A 233-nucleotide genomic window follows, 5' to 3' on the forward strand; every position below is an offset into this window, starting at 1 on the left:
TCGGCAAAAAAGGATACGGCTATAATGTGGATTACCTGCTGTCATTTTTCAGAAAAACACTGGATCAGGATGAAACGACGAACGTCATTTTGATCGGTGTCGGGAATTTGGGGACGGCGTTTCTTCACTATAATTTCACAAAAAATAATAACACAAAAATATCTATGGCTTTTGATGTGAATCAGAGTAAAATAGGAACTGAGGTAGGCGGTGTGCCTGTCTTTGATCTTAAT

General features: G+C 38.6%; 1 pseudogene. It reads left to right on the forward strand.

Going from position 1 to position 233, the window contains the following annotated elements:
• Positions 1–233 (forward strand): annotated as a pseudogene (locus SB658_RS27785) (redox-sensing transcriptional repressor Rex); the annotation flags it as partial.

The sequence above is a fragment of the Bacillus sp. SIMBA_008 genome, from assembly GCF_046535495.1.
Classification (GTDB): Bacteria; Bacillota; Bacilli; order Bacillales; family Bacillaceae; genus Bacillus; species Bacillus subtilis.